The 13,191-nt window shown below is 71.2% G+C and carries 11 protein-coding genes; 6 read left to right on the top strand and 5 right to left on the bottom strand.

The features are described from left to right. Positions 1-157: 157 nt before the first annotated feature. A complete protein-coding gene (locus ACFVYN_RS32975) occupies positions 158-364 on the top strand; it encodes a hypothetical protein (RefSeq protein ID WP_390005349.1) in 207 nt (68 codons plus the stop codon). Between the two features lie 65 nt (positions 365-429). Further along, complete coding sequence (locus ACFVYN_RS32980) at positions 430-948, top strand: SixA phosphatase family protein (protein ID WP_390005351.1); 519 nt, start codon at positions 430-432, stop codon at positions 946-948. A 115-nt stretch (positions 949-1,063) separates the two neighbouring features. Here the strand turns inward: ACFVYN_RS32980 and serB are convergent, their stop codons facing one another. Then, positions 1,064-2,278, bottom strand: a complete 1,215-nt coding sequence (gene serB / locus ACFVYN_RS32985; protein WP_390005354.1) for a phosphoserine phosphatase SerB — start codon at positions 2,276-2,278, stop codon at positions 1,064-1,066. 126 nt (positions 2,279-2,404) lie between these two features. Continuing rightward, on the bottom strand, positions 2,405-4,753 hold the full coding sequence (locus tag ACFVYN_RS32990; protein ID WP_390005356.1) for a streptophobe family protein: 2,349 nt from the start codon (positions 4,751-4,753) through the stop codon (positions 2,405-2,407). 251 nt (positions 4,754-5,004) lie between these two features. Between ACFVYN_RS32990 and ACFVYN_RS32995 the strand changes: the two genes are divergently transcribed. Further along, positions 5,005-7,629 carry an FHA domain-containing protein gene (locus ACFVYN_RS32995; protein ID WP_390005359.1) on the top strand — a complete coding sequence of 875 codons (2,625 nt, stop codon included), beginning with the start codon at positions 5,005-5,007 and terminating at the stop codon, positions 7,627-7,629. Between the two features lie 76 nt (positions 7,630-7,705). Here ACFVYN_RS32995 and ACFVYN_RS33000 read toward each other — a convergent pair whose 3' ends face one another. The 3 genes from ACFVYN_RS33000 to ACFVYN_RS33010 all read right to left on the bottom strand — a co-directional run bounded on the left by ACFVYN_RS33000 (position 7,706) and on the right by ACFVYN_RS33010 (position 10,750). Next, complete coding sequence (locus ACFVYN_RS33000; protein ID WP_390005362.1) at positions 7,706-8,485, bottom strand: transglycosylase SLT domain-containing protein; 780 nt, start codon at positions 8,483-8,485, stop codon at positions 7,706-7,708. Positions 8,486-8,784: 299 nt separating this feature from the next. Continuing rightward, positions 8,785-9,861: an S-adenosylmethionine:tRNA ribosyltransferase-isomerase gene (locus ACFVYN_RS33005; RefSeq protein ID WP_390005365.1), complete on the bottom strand. Its 1,077-nt coding sequence runs from the start codon at positions 9,859-9,861 to the stop codon at positions 8,785-8,787. 193 nt (positions 9,862-10,054) lie between these two features. Beyond that, entirely contained in the window at positions 10,055-10,750 is a 696-nt protein-coding gene (locus tag ACFVYN_RS33010; RefSeq protein WP_390005368.1) for an SDR family NAD(P)-dependent oxidoreductase, read from the bottom strand. Between the two features lie 186 nt (positions 10,751-10,936). Between ACFVYN_RS33010 and ACFVYN_RS33015 the strand changes: the two genes are divergently transcribed. The 3 genes from ACFVYN_RS33015 (at position 10,937) to chpE (ending at position 13,126) form a co-directional block, all read left to right on the top strand. Next, on the top strand, positions 10,937-12,094 hold the full coding sequence (locus ACFVYN_RS33015; protein ID WP_390005371.1) for a GAF domain-containing sensor histidine kinase: 1,158 nt from the start codon (positions 10,937-10,939) through the stop codon (positions 12,092-12,094). Then, positions 12,087-12,728 (top strand): response regulator, encoded by a 642-nt coding sequence (locus ACFVYN_RS33020; RefSeq protein ID WP_390005374.1) that lies wholly within the window; start codon positions 12,087-12,089, stop codon positions 12,726-12,728. Before ACFVYN_RS33015 ends, ACFVYN_RS33020 begins: the two co-directional genes overlap by 8 nt. Before the next feature lie 155 nt (positions 12,729-12,883). Continuing rightward, positions 12,884-13,126 (top strand): chaplin ChpE, encoded by a 243-nt coding sequence (chpE, locus tag ACFVYN_RS33025; protein WP_390005377.1) that lies wholly within the window; start codon positions 12,884-12,886, stop codon positions 13,124-13,126. Positions 13,127-13,191: the final 65 nt, after the last annotated feature.

Raw genomic sequence — 13,191 nt, forward strand, 5'->3', positions numbered from 1 at the left:
GCCCGACGGTGGGGTTAACCCCCCGGTCCCCTAGGGGGCGAGTTTCAGGGTCAACTGGGTGGATCACCGGATGGGTTGAGGGGCCCAGGTTCCGTAGCTTCGAGATGTGACCGCGAGAGGCGGATCACGAGGCACTCGAAGACCAGCGGAGGCACTCATGTCGGCCCCTACGCACACCCCGCCCCACCCGGCGTCCCGGGGCGGCGTCGACATCCGGCTGCCCTGGTGGGCCCTCGTCCTGCCGACACTCGCCTTCGTGGTGCTCCTGGCCCTGATCCTCAATCCCACCGACGCGCACGCGGCCTCCGGCGACCCCGTCGTCACCCAGTTCCTGGAGCGCGTACAGCAGCTCATAGCGCGCTGAGCACCCGCGAAGCCGCCCGTCAACTCCCTGCGCCCCATGGCCTGTTTCATGCGAAGCTGGATCCCATGAGCGTCGCAGATCCCCGCAGGATTGTCCTTTTCCGGCATGCGAAAGCCGACTGGCCCGAGGTGACCGACCACGAGCGGCCGCTCGCCGACCGGGGCCGAAAAGATGCAGCGGAAGCCGGACGGCGGCTGGTCGACTCCGGTATCCCTCTCGACCTGGCCCTCTGCTCCACCGCGACCCGGACCCGTGAGACCTGGAAGCTCGCCGTGCAGGAGTTCCCGCACCGGCCGAAAACGGTCTACGAGGAGCGGATCTACGAGGCCTCTCCCGGTGAGCTGATCGCCGTTCTCAACGAAACCCCGGACGACGTGCACAACGCCGTCCTGATCGGTCACAACCCGGGTGTGCAGGGCCTCGCCGACATCCTCGCGGGCGCCGCCGAGGGGGAGGCCCGCCAACGGATGAGTGACCGCGGCTTCCCCGCCGCAGCCTTCGCCGTCCTGTCGTTCAGCGGCCCCTGGAAGGCCCTGGAGCCCGGCGTGGCCACCCTCGTCGACTACTGGGCGCCGTCCGACTGACGGACACCTTCCGCTCGCGTAGGACACGGCAGGGGCCCGGCACCGAGATGGTGCCGGGCCCCTGCCGATCCGCGTCTCCCGTGTCGTCGGGGGGTGGCCCTCTCCGCCGTCGAGGTCAGTCCTCCTCGTGCGCGTCCGCCGCCTCGACCTCTTCGCGGGTGACGCCCAGCAGGTACAGCACCGTGTCCAGGAAGGGCACGTTCACCGCGGTGTGCGCGGCCTCCCGCACCACCGGCTTGGCATTGAAGGCGACCCCGAGCCCGGCTGCGTTGAGCATGTCCAGGTCATTGGCGCCGTCGCCGATCGCCACCGTCTGGGACAGCGGCACCCCCGCCTCGGCGGCGAACCGGCGCAGCAGCCGCGCCTTGCCCGCACGGTCCACGATCTCCCCGGTGACCCGGCCCGTCAGCTTCCCGTCGACGATCTCCAGGGTGTTCGCCTGGGCGAAGTCCAGCCCCAGCCGGTCCTGCAGATCGTCGGTGACCTGGGTGAACCCGCCCGAGACGACACCCACTTGGAAGCCGAGCCGCTTCAGCGTACGGATCAGGGTGCGCGCGCCCGGCGTCAGCCGTACCTCGGAACGCACCTTGTCGACGACCGAGGCGTCCAGGCCCTCCAGCAGCGCCACGCGCGCGTGCAGCGACTGCTCGAAGTCCAGCTCGCCGCGCATCGCGGCCGCGGTCACCTCGGCGACCTCGTCCTCGCAGCCGGCGTGCGCGGCGAAGAGCTCGATCACCTCGTCCTGGATGAGCGTGGAGTCCACGTCCATGACGACGAGCCGCTGGGCCCGGCGATGCAGACCGGCGGCGACTACGGCCACGTCCACGCCGAGCTTGCCGGCCTCCGTCACCAGGGCGGTGCGCAGCCGCTCGGTCTCCACGCCGGACACCGCGAACTCGACGGCCGTCACCGGATACTTGGCCAGCCGGAAGATACGGTCGATGTTGCCGCCCGCCTTGGCGATCTTGGCGGCGATCGCGGCGGTGGCCTCCGCGGTGAGCGGGTGACCGAGCACGGTGACCAGGGAACGTCCCAGCCCGCGCGGCCGGTTGTCGCCGAGACCGGAGATGATCTCCGCCTGCATCTTGATCGACTCGGCCCAGCTGTGGACCGTCGCCCGCAGATCGCCCTCCAGCGGACGGGGCGGCGCGGTCACGAGCGCGCACAGCACCATTCGGCCACGCGTGACGACCTGCTCGATGTCGACCACGTCGACGGAGTAGGCGGCGAGGGTGTCGAAGAGGCCGGCCGTGATGCCCGGCCTGTCCTTCCCGAAGATCTTGACGAGAAGGGTGGGGACGTCGGGGGACGAGGTCTGCGAAGCGCTCATGGTGTTCCCACCGTATCCGGCACCCAGTGCCTGCCGCTCCCGCGGTCCGTCTGACGGACACGGAACACTGGGTGTCGGGCGGGTGGCGAGATCCTTACGGACGGGCCATGGGGGCACTGCGGTGGGTCAGCGCGGCCCCTTCGGCTGCCTGGGCGGTGGCGGTGGCGGTGGAGGCGGGGGAGGAGGCGGTGGCGGCGACTGCCGGCCCTCGTCCCCTGAGGACGGTCGTCGGGCGCCGGGCCGCTGCCGGGGAGGTGGTTGCGGTGCACGAGGGGGCTGGTCGATCGGGCGGGCCACCGTCGGGGCGCCGTAGACGGTGTCGGGCGGTGCTGAGCCGCCCGGCCGGCCCGGTCCGCTCGACTGGGCCGACGGCTGCGAGCGATCCTCACGGGGCCGCACGGCATCCTGCGGCGGGCCGCTGCCCTCGGACGAGCCCGAGCCCTCGCCCCGACGGTACCCATCGGACGACCGCGAGCCCCCGGCGGGCGGTACCCCACTCGACGCTCCCCGATGATCCCGGGGGCGCGACTCCTGACCGCCACCCCCGCGGCCCGACTCCCGCGGACCGGCTGGCCGCGGCTCACCACCAGGCCGCGCATCCTCCGGCCCCCGCAGCTCGTCCGGCACCCGCAGATAGGGGTTCGTAGCCGGATTGGGCGCCCGATAAGGCGTACCGGGCACGTACGGCCCGGCTTCACCGCCGCCCGTCCCTGCCGCAGTCTCCTCGTACGACCGCCCTCCGCTGTCGCCCGTCCGTGCCGCAGTCTCCTCGTACGACCGTCCCCCGCCGCCGCCCGTCCCTGGCACACCTCCGTCGTAGGACCGCCCCCCGCCTTCGTACGACCGCGACGCGCCGTCGTACGAACCACCGGCCCCCTCGTACCCTCCTGGGGCGTCCCCGGCAGCCCCGGCGCCCCCCTCGTAGATCCCGGCCTCATCCCCGCGCGCGCCGACACTACCTGCGTAGGGAGCACTCTCGCCCCAGTAAGCCCCGCCCCCACCTGCATAAGGTCCGACCCCAACTCCAGGGCGCACCCCCACCGCCCCCGCATCCACACCGGAACCCCCCGCCACGTCACCCCGTGCCAACCCCGCCGCACGAGACCCCGCCGCCCCCGTCGCCCGCGCCAGCAACGCCCCCGCGGCCCCCGCCCCCGCCCCCCACAGCGCCCCGAGCAGTACCGCGATCCCGAGTTGCCCCCGCAGCCGCACCCCCGCGCCGAACGCGTCGAACCCCAGCACCGACAGCGAGGCGTCCACCGACACCTCGGTCAGCCAGGCGAGCAACGGCAGCGCCAACGCCGTCGCGCCCCCCAGCCGCAGCGCACACCGCCCCGCGAAGCCGAGGGCTCCCGGATCCCCCGCCCCAGCGACCATCACCGGCGTCCGCACAGCGGTGAGCACCCCCGCCAGCAGCATCATCAGCGCCGCCGCCACCCCCAGCAGCCACACCCGCCCGTCCAGCTCCGCCAGGCGTCCCAGCGTCACCGACTGGTCGGAGTCGGAGGTGAGCAGCCGGTCCAGGGGATCCGGGAGGAAGTTCGTCAGTACGCCCGTCGCGCGGCCGTCGAAGGGGACGAAGAGGCCGACGGGGATGCCCAGCCACACCCCGTTCGGCGCCCCGAGCAGCGCCGCTCCCGCGATCCGCTTGGGGTGGTCGTCGCCGATCGCCGCGTACGCCGCCGCCGAGAGCCCCGCGGCCACCGCGACCAGCAGGACCGTCACGAGGGCGGACACGGCCGGCCGTACGACCCGGTGGACCGCCTCCCAGCCGCGCGGCAGCGGCGTTCGGCGGGACGCGAGCAGCGCGACCAGCAAGATCCCGGCCGACCAGCCGAGTCCGCCGAGCAGCGTCGGCGCGGTGTCCACCGTGAAGCCGACCGCCGCCTTCGCGTCGATGAGGTCGCCGACCCGACCGGGCAGCAGTCCGCCGATGTCCCCGACGTCCCCAAGGCCGGGGATGTCGAGACCGCCGCCGCCACCGCCCGCGCCGGGCAGCTTGTCGAGCCCCAGCGCGCTCCCGTCGATCGTGATGACGTCGTGCCCCGCCCAGGCCAGCCCGCCCATCATCGCGGTGAACAGCGCGACCACCGAGCCCGCTCGGGCGAGGAGTTCCAAGGGCGCGATCACCGCCCCGGCCCTCCGGAGGGACCGCAGGAAGAACCATGACAAAAGCACCGCACCGACCAGGCTGACGCCCAGTGGCGTGATCTCGATGGCGGTCGCCGCCTGCGCCCCCGTCAGCCCGAACGCGGACACGTCACCGGACGGCGTCACCGAACCACCCGCCGCAAGAGCCACAACAGCCGCTGTCATGGGACCCAGTGAGGCCGCGGAGTCGGCCCCCAGCAGATGCAGACCGAGCGCGGCGGCGCCTGCCATCCCGATCAACGCCCAGCTCACAGCCGTCATCGCGGACAGCAGGATGTCCCACCACGGCAGCCGCACACCGTGCTTCGTGGCCTCTGTGCTCATGGACGCACTCATGCCAGACCCCCCGATCCGCGGCGCGGCCAAGGCCGCGCTTGTCCCCCTCGTGTGGATTACCCACTCTCCGGGTCGGTTTCAACCCCGTCAACGGAACCGGCCGAAGCGCGCGAACGTGGTGTTCTCGGGGCTCGACTTTCGGTCAGGAGGGGGATCCTGAAATAGTTCCCGACGATGTTCGACATCCCTACACTCCCTGTGACGGGGGCAATTCGGGGGACTACTCAGTGGGGCTTGGAGTGCCGGAACTCGTACTGGAAGCGAACGGCCGTACCTGGACGCTGGATCCGGCCAGGTTGTACAGCCTCGGACGCGATCCGCAGGGGGACATCGTGTTCGACGACGCCAGGGTGTCCTGGCGTCACGCCACGATCAGCTGGGACGGGCGCGGTTGGGTCATCGAGGACCACAGCAGCACCAACGGCACGTTCGTGCACGGTCAGCGGATCCATCAGACGGAGATAGGCCCCGGGACGGCCGTCCACCTCGGCAACGCGAGCGACGGCCCGCTGCTGAGCCTCTCCGGCACCGCGGCCCCGACGGCCCGGCCCCAGCCGTACGCCGCGCAGAGCGCGAACCCCGGCTGGGCCCAGCAGACACCGCAGCAGGCCCCGCAACAGACACCACAACCGTCACCCCACGAGGCCCCCCGTCAGGCCCCCCACCAGTCCCCTCGGCAGGCCGCACCCCAGGCCGAGGCCTCGCACTCCGGATGGCCACAGCCTCAGCGGCAGCCGCAGCCGTACTCGCACGCGCACCAGCCGCCGCAGAAGATCCCGCACCAGCAGCAGGACCCCGGCGCGGGCAGCGGGAGCGCGGGCGCGCCGCCGGTCTACGGCGACCGCAGCCCGACCACGTTCCACCAGTTCACCATCGGGCGCATCATGCGCATCGGCCGTGCCCTGGAGAACGACCTGGTCGTCTCCGACCTGCAGGTCTCCCGCAACCACGCCGAATTCCACTCGATGCCCGACGGCCGCATGGAGATCCGCGACCTGGGCTCCCACAACGGCACGTACGTCAATGGTCAGCCGATCCCCAAGGGCGGCTCCACGCTGCTCGGCCCGAGCGACATCGTCGGCGTCGGCCACTCCACGTTCCGGATCGTCGGCGACCGTCTGGAGGAGTTCGTCGACACCGGTGAGGTGACGTTCTCCGCGCGCCATCTGACCGTCACGGTCGACGGCGGCAAGCAGATCCTCAAGGACGTCTCCTTCGGCGTGCCGGAGAAGTCCCTGATCGCGGTCATCGGACCGTCCGGTTCCGGCAAGTCGACCCTGCTCAAGGCGCTGACCGGCTACCGGCCCGCCAACCAGGGCGACGTCCTCTACGACAACCGCAACCTCTACAAGCAGTTCGCCGAGCTGCGCCAGCGCATCGGTCTGGTCCCGCAGGACGACATCCTGCACAAGGAGCTGACCGTCAGGAAGGCCCTCAAATACGCGGCGAAACTCCGCTTCCCGGCCGACACCACCGGCGCCGAGCGCGAGTCGCGCATAGACGAGGTGCTGCGCGAGCTGAAGCTCGACATCCACAAGGAGAAGAAGGTCACCTCCCTCTCCGGCGGTCAGCGCAAGCGTGTCTCGGTGGCCCTGGAGCTGCTCACCAAGCCGTCCCTGATCTTCCTCGACGAGCCGACCTCCGGCCTCGACCCGGGCATGGACCGCGATGTCATGCAACTGCTGCGCGGCCTCGCCGACGACGGCCGTACGGTCCTCGTGGTCACCCATTCCGTGGCCGAGCTGGCCCTGTGCGACAAGCTCCTGGTGATGGCCCCGGGCGGCGCGGTCGCCTACTTCGGGCCGCCCGAGGAGGCACTGAACTTCTTCGGCTACGACACCTGGGCCGACGTCTTCTCCTCCTTCGAGAACTACCGCGACTACGACTGGGCCGGCCGCTGGAAGGGCTCGCAGCACTACCAGATGTACGCCGCGGACATAGACGCCGTTGCGCCGCAGTCCGTACAGACGCCTCCGATGCAGGGCATGAAGCCGCCGAAGCCACAGCGCTGGACGGGCCAGTTCGCGACACTCGTGCGCCGCTATGTGTCGGTCATCGCGTCCGACAAGGGCTTCCTGGCGCTGACGGTGATCCTGCCGCTCGTCCTGGGCTCGGTCAGCCTGCTCATCGACTTCGGCGACAACCTGCTGCCCAAGCCGGTCGACCCGAGGACCAGGCTCCCCGAGCCGAACAGCACGGCCACCACCGTCCTGCTGATCCTCGCGGTCGGCGCGTGCTTCGCCGGCGCGGCGAATTCCGTCCGTGAACTGATCAAGGAACGGGTGATCTACGAGCGGGAGCGCGCCACCGGTCTGTCCCGCTCCGCGTACCTGATGTCCAAGGTGGTCGTACTGGGCGCGATCACCATCCTGCAGGGGCTGATGGTCGGCGTCATCGGCTTCGCCACCCGCGGGCTGCCGAAGGAAGGGCTGGTCCTCGGCAGCGCCACCCTCGCGGAGCTGACGCTGCCGATCATGGGGCTCGGGTTCACCTCGATGATGTTCGGGCTGATCATCTCCGCACTGGTGAAGACGTCCGAGAAGACCATGCCGCTGCTGGTCATGTTCGCGATCGTCCAGGTCGTCTTCACCGGCTGCCTGTTCACCCTGCACGGCACCGTCGGCGTCAACGAACTCTCGTATCTGATGCCGTCGCGCTGGGCGGTCGCCGCCGCGGGCGCCACGCTGGACTTCAACCAGGTCAACCCGCCCGTCAAACCGGGTGACACGACCGACCCGCTGTGGGACCACACGCTCACCACCTGGGGCCTGAACATGGTCGCCCTGATCGCCATCGGCGTCGTCTGCGGCTTCCTCGTCTCCCGCTTCCTGCGCCGCCACGAGCCCGAGGTCATGCGCAAGTGACCCCTGCCGTACGACGGCGAAGGGCGGCACCCCGACCGGGTGCCGCCCTTTTCGCGTACGAGAGGTCCGCGCGACCTCAGTACGCGCTGTTGACGTTGTCCATCGAGCCGTACTTGTCGGCCGCGTAGTTGGCGGCGGCGGTGATGTTGGCGACCGGGTCGTAGATGTTCCAGGACGTGCCCGGGACGTGGTACGCCCGGAACGTCGGCGGGATGACCTGGAGCAGGCCCTTCGACGGGATGCCGTTGATGGCGTTGATGTCCCAGTTGTTGATCGCGTTCGGGTTGCCCGAGGACTCCCGGATGATGTTGCGGTGCAGGCCGTTGTAGCTGCCCGGGATGCCCTTGGCCTTCATGATGTCCAGGGACTCCTTGATCCAGCCGTCAAGGTTGTTGGCGTAGCTCTTGTGCACCGCGGCCTTGAGCCTGGCGCGATGAGCGGCCCGGCTCGCGGCCTTGGCCTTGCGCGCATGCGCGGCCTTCTTGGCGGCGGCAGCGGCGGCGGCCTTCTTCTTCGCGGCTGCAGCGGCCTTCGCCTTGACCTTCGCAGCGGCCTTCGCCTTGACCTTCGCCGCGGCCTCGGCCTCGGCCTTGGCCTTCGCCTCGGCGGCCTTGCCCTGCAGGGCCTTGGCGGCGAGCTGTTCCTTGACGTCCGCCTGGAGGCCCTGGAACTGCTCGGAGGAGTACTTCACCGGGGCGGACGAGACGGCCGCCTCGGACGTCGTGGTCTCCGCGTTGCCCGGAACCGCGCTGAAGGCGACGGCGGCGGCGCCGAGCGTGGCGACTCCGGCGACAGCGATCTTGTGGCGCTTGGTCAGCACGCGACTGTGAGGACGGGTGAAAGGGTTCTTGGGCATGCGGAATGGACCTCTTCGAATAGCGCGGAGGTCGCTCGCTGTCCGGTGTCGGACACGGGTGCTTCCGGCACAAACGCCGCGGGCGGAACCCACGGCGCTGAGCGACGTTGGCCATTCTTAGCTGCCGCAAAACACCCGGGCAAAGGTGTGACGTACGATCCCGGGTAGTGGACCCGGGGAGGGCAAAACGGGACAGACCAACACGTCTGCCCCGTTCATGTCGGGAGCCTTTGTCTCCTATTTCGCCTAGTACGTGATCTGCGCCCTATGTGCGGGCTCACATCGCCCGCACAGCGTTCTCACCAGCAGTTGCGGCCGCAATGCTGTGCGTGAGGGTGCTCGTCGGGGAGAAGCAGATGCACGTCCCCGAACTCGTGCCACAGGTAGCGCCGGCGCAGGGCCTCCTCGTAGCCCCGGTCGATCGCCGCCCGCCCCGCGACCGCCTCCAGCATCAGCAGGTGCGAGGCCTCCGGCTCGTGCAGCCCGGTCAGCAGTCCGTCCACCACCCGCACCCCGCGCTCCGGGGTCACGACGAGATCCGTCCACCCCTCACGCGCGCGTACGACCCCGTCCGCCCCGGCAGCCGACTCCACGGCCCGCACGGCCGTCGTCCCGACAGCCACCACCCTGCCGTCCCCGGCCCGCACCGTGTTGATCAGCCGCGCGGAGGCCTCCGGCACCGAGAACCGCTCCGGATACGGCGGCTCGTGCGCCTCCGCCGAGGCCACGCCCGTGTGCAGCGTGACCGGCGCGAACTGCACACCCCGGCTCACCAGCTCCGCCACCAGCCGCGCGGTGAAGGGCCGTGCCGCACTCGGCATCTCCGCACTGCCCGACCCGTCGGGCGACGGCAGCGCGAACACCGTCTGGTACACGGACAACGGCTGGTCCCGCTCCGTGTAGGAGTACCGAATGGGCCGCCCGTGCTCCCGCAGTAGCCCGAGGACCTCCCCGCCACACACCCGCGCCCACCACAGCCGCCCGCTCACCGCGCCCTCCAGCACCAGCCGCAGGCCCCCGGGCAACCGCACCTCCGTCCCCGCTGGTCCACGCGCACGCGCACGCGTAGTGCCCTTCCCGTCGGGCTCCCGCAGCTCCACCGCCCACCGGCCGTCGTCCCCGCGTGTGGAGAAGTGCACCACCACACGCGTGTGCCCGATCCGACCGTCGACGGCCGCGGCCAGCGTGGGGGAGGTGTTCACAACCAGCAGGTCCCCGGCCCGCAACAACCGCGGAAGCTCCCCGAACGAGTGGTGCGACACCGCGGTCCCCCGCGACACCAGCAGCCGTACGGCACCCCGGTCGAGCCCGGGCCCGCGCTGCTCGGCCGGCACCCGCGCCGACAGCTCCTCCGGTACACGCACGGCGAGTGTCATGGCCCCTCCAGCAACGAGGCAGGCGTGTACCGCCCGCGTACGGGCCGTCCGGAGGGTGTCCTCGGTCGTCTCGCCGTCGCGTGAGCGGGCCGCCGGCCGGCGGCGCTTCCGGCGGCCTGTGCCCGGTCGAGCCCAGTCCTGTGGTGTTCGGCGGGCATCCGCGCCGACTCCTCCGGTACGCGCACGGTGGGTGTCATCGCCCCTCCACCAGCGAGGGAGCCCCGTACCGCCCGCTCACCGGCCGCTCGTCCAGCAGCCGCAGGAACGCCGGCACCACACTCGCCGGCTCCGGCCGCGGGTCCTCGTCGTCCGGTACGGCCGCCGCGTACAGGTCGGTCGCCATGTCCCCGGGATCGACGGCCCAGACCCGCAGCCGCGGCTCCTCCTCGCCGAGCACCGCCGCGAGGTGGTCCAGGGCGGCCTTCGACGCCCCGTAGCCGCCCCAGGTCTCGTACGCCTCGGCGGCGGCGTCCGAACTCACCGCGATCACCGTGCCGGCCCCCGACGCCCGCAACAGCGGCAGCGCCTCCTGGACCAGGCCCAGCGCGGCCACCACGTTCACCTCCAGCGCGCGGCGCAGCCCGTCCAGGGGCAGCTCCTCAAGGCGCGCCAGCGGCTCGACGCCCAGCGCGCTCGCGTTGTTCACCAGCAGGTCGACGCCGCCGAGCTTCCGGGCCGCCGCCACCAGCTCGGAGCGGTGCGCCGGATCCGTGACGTCCCCGGGCAGCGCCGTCACCCGGGTCCCGTACCCGGCGACCACGGCCGCCGTCTCCTTCAGCACCTCGGCCGTCCTCGCGTCGAGCACCAGGTCCCAGCCCCGCGCGGCCAGCGCCTCGGCGAGCGCCCGACCCAGCCCCTTCGAGGCCCCCGTGATGATCGCTACCGGCATGACACACGTCCCCTCGTCCTCCACGCCTCCTGATCGGCGTGCCCCCAACGTAGGAACGGCCTCCTCCCCGTCGCCTCGGACGCGGGCCGCAGAAGGGTGCGGCCCTTCGTCCTAGGTCGCCCGGCCTAGCGGGGAGCCGTCACAGGTCCGATCCGCACTGTCACAGCCCGCCCGTACGCTGAGGGCATGAGTCAAGGCCCCCGGTCCGGCCTCGCCGCGGTGAGTTCCGCGCTGCTGGCCATGAGCAGGCACCTCGAGGTGCGCGACGTCCTCAAGACGATCGTCGCCTCGGCCCGCGAGCTGCTCGACGCCCAGTACGCCGCCCTCGGCGTCCCGGACGATCACGGCGGCTTCGCCCAGTTCGTGGTCGACGGTGTCAGCGACGCCCAGTGGAAGGCCATCGGCCCCCTCCCGCGCCAGCACGGCATCCTCGCCGCGATGCTCCACGAGGCCACCCCCGAACGCCTCGCCGACGTCCGCAAGGACCCCCGCTTCGAGGGCTGGCCCTCCGCCCACCCCGACATGGTCGACTTCCTGGGCCTGCCGATCCGCGACGGCGACGAGGTCATCGGCGCGCTCTTCCTGGCCAACAAGAACAGGAACAAGAACTGCCCCGAGCCTGAAGGAGGCTGCGGCTTCACCGAGGAGGACGAGGAACTGCTCTCGATCCTCGCCCAGCACGCCGCCATCGCCCTTACCAACGCCCGCCTCTACGAACGCAGCCGGGAGCTCACGATCGCCGAGGAGCGCTCCCGCCTCGCCCACGAACTGCACGACGCGGTCAGCCAGAAGCTCTTCTCGCTGCGCCTGACCGCCCAGGCCGCCGCCGCCCTCGTCGACCGCGACCCCTCCCGCGCCAAGGACGAGATGCAGCAGGTCGCCACGCTCGCGGCCGAGGCCACCGACGAACTGCGCGCCGCCGTGGTCGAGTTGCGCCCCGCCGCCTTGGACGAGGACGGCCTGACCGCCACGCTGCGCACCCATATCCAGGTCCTGGACCGTGCCCACACCGCGCGCGTGACCTTCGCCGCCCGCAACTTCCGCGCACTGCCCGCCGCCCAGGAGGAGGCCATGCTCCGCGTCGCCCAGGAGGCCCTGCACAACGCGCTCCGGCACTCCGGAGCCGAACGTGTCGACGTGACCCTGGACCGGCGCGGCAGCGGAGCCGTCCTGCGCGTCACGGACGACGGCTCCGGCTTCGAACCGAAGGCGGTCCGCCGTGCGGGACGCCATCTCGGCCTGGTCTCCATGCGGGACCGCACCAGCGGGGTCGGCGGCACGCTGACCGTGGAATCGGCGCCCGGCAAGGGCACCACGATCGAGATGGAGGTCCCCGGTGGCTGACGCGATCAGGGTTCTGCTCGTCGACGACCACCAGGTCGTCCGCCGGGGGCTGCGCACCTTCCTGGAAGTGCAGGACGACATAGAGGTAGTGGGCGAGGCCGCCGACGGCGCCGAGGGCGTCGCGCGCGCGGAGGAACTGAAGCCCGACATCGTCCTCATGGACGTCAAGATGCCGGGCATGGACGGCATCGAGGCCCTGCGCCGACTCCGCGAACTGGACAACCCCGCGCGCGTGCTGATCGTCACCAGCTTCACCGAACAGCGCACGGTGGTTCCGGCCCTGCGCGCGGGCGCCGCCGGTTACGTCTACAAGGACGTCGACCCGGACGCCCTCGCCGGCGCCATCCGTTCCGTCCATGCCGGACACATTCTCCTCCAACCCGAGGTCGCGGGCGCCCTGTTGTCCCAGGAGGAGAACAACTCCGGTCAGGGAAGGGGTGGTTCGCTCACCGAGCGGGAGCGCGAGGTACTCGGACTGATCTCGGACGGCCGCTCCAACCGGGAGATCGCCCGCGCTCTGGTCCTCTCCGAGAAGACCGTCAAGACCCACGTCTCGAACATCCTGATGAAACTCGACCTGGCGGACCGGACTCAGGCGGCGCTGTGGGCGGTTCGTCATGGATTGGTCGGTTGATCCCGAGGCGCACGGCAATACGGAGGGTTCCGCTCCGGAGTGAGATTCATACCGTCGTGGGAATGTCCCCCGAATGGCGCATCCTTCGCAGGCGTCCGCCGTTCTTCAGTGCGTGCTGCGGCGACTGCCGCGGTAATCGCTAGGAGGGCTTAGAAGTGAAGAACCTGAAGAAGGTAGCGGCCGTGACGATGGTGGCCGGCGGGCTGGTCGCCGCCGGTGCCGGTATGGCCTCCGCCACCGACGCGCACGCCGACGGCAAGGCCGTGGGCTCGCCCGGCGTCGTCTCGGGCAACCTCATCCAGGCCCCGGTGCACGTCCCGGTGAACGCGGTCGGCAACAGCGTGAACGTCATCGGCGTGCTGAACCCCGCCTTCGGCAACCTCGGCCTCAACCACTGACGTCCCTCGCCGAGCAGGCAGTGACTTGGCGTCCCGGGTGCCTCGGGCACCCGGGACGCCCGGGC

Source organism: Streptomyces sp. NPDC058307 (genome assembly GCF_042880295.1).
In the GTDB taxonomy this organism is placed as follows: domain Bacteria; phylum Actinomycetota; class Actinomycetes; order Streptomycetales; family Streptomycetaceae; genus Streptomyces.